Raw genomic sequence first — 249 nt, 5'->3', positions numbered from 1 at the left:
GGCGCTTGTTTGTTTGTCGTGTTTGCCGATATCGAGAAGCATTTCGTTCAGATCTGCGGAAGTCGTCAGCACGTCGCGCTCCCTTCGTACCTCTTCTATGAACGACGACAGGAACCTTCTCGCGCGGTGCTCGCTCCGTCGACCGATCGCCTTCTCCTTGAGGAAATCGACGACCGTCGATTTGATTTCATCCGTGACGAGGTCTCTTGCTGCCGCGATGACTAACGAGGCGGTAATGGGATCTGGCAT

The 249-nt window shown here is 55.0% G+C and carries 1 protein-coding gene; it reads right to left on the bottom strand.

Annotated features, from left to right (window positions below):
- Positions 1-249 (bottom strand): hypothetical protein (locus SB772_RS44075; protein ID WP_410839033.1); only part of this gene is annotated, 249 nt, incomplete at both ends.

The sequence above is a fragment of the Paraburkholderia sp. SIMBA_030 genome (assembly GCF_046535245.1).
Taxonomy (GTDB): Bacteria; Pseudomonadota; Gammaproteobacteria; order Burkholderiales; family Burkholderiaceae; genus Paraburkholderia.
Note: the sequence above shows the minus strand (reverse complement) of the source record. Positions and strands in the feature narration are given on the sequence as shown.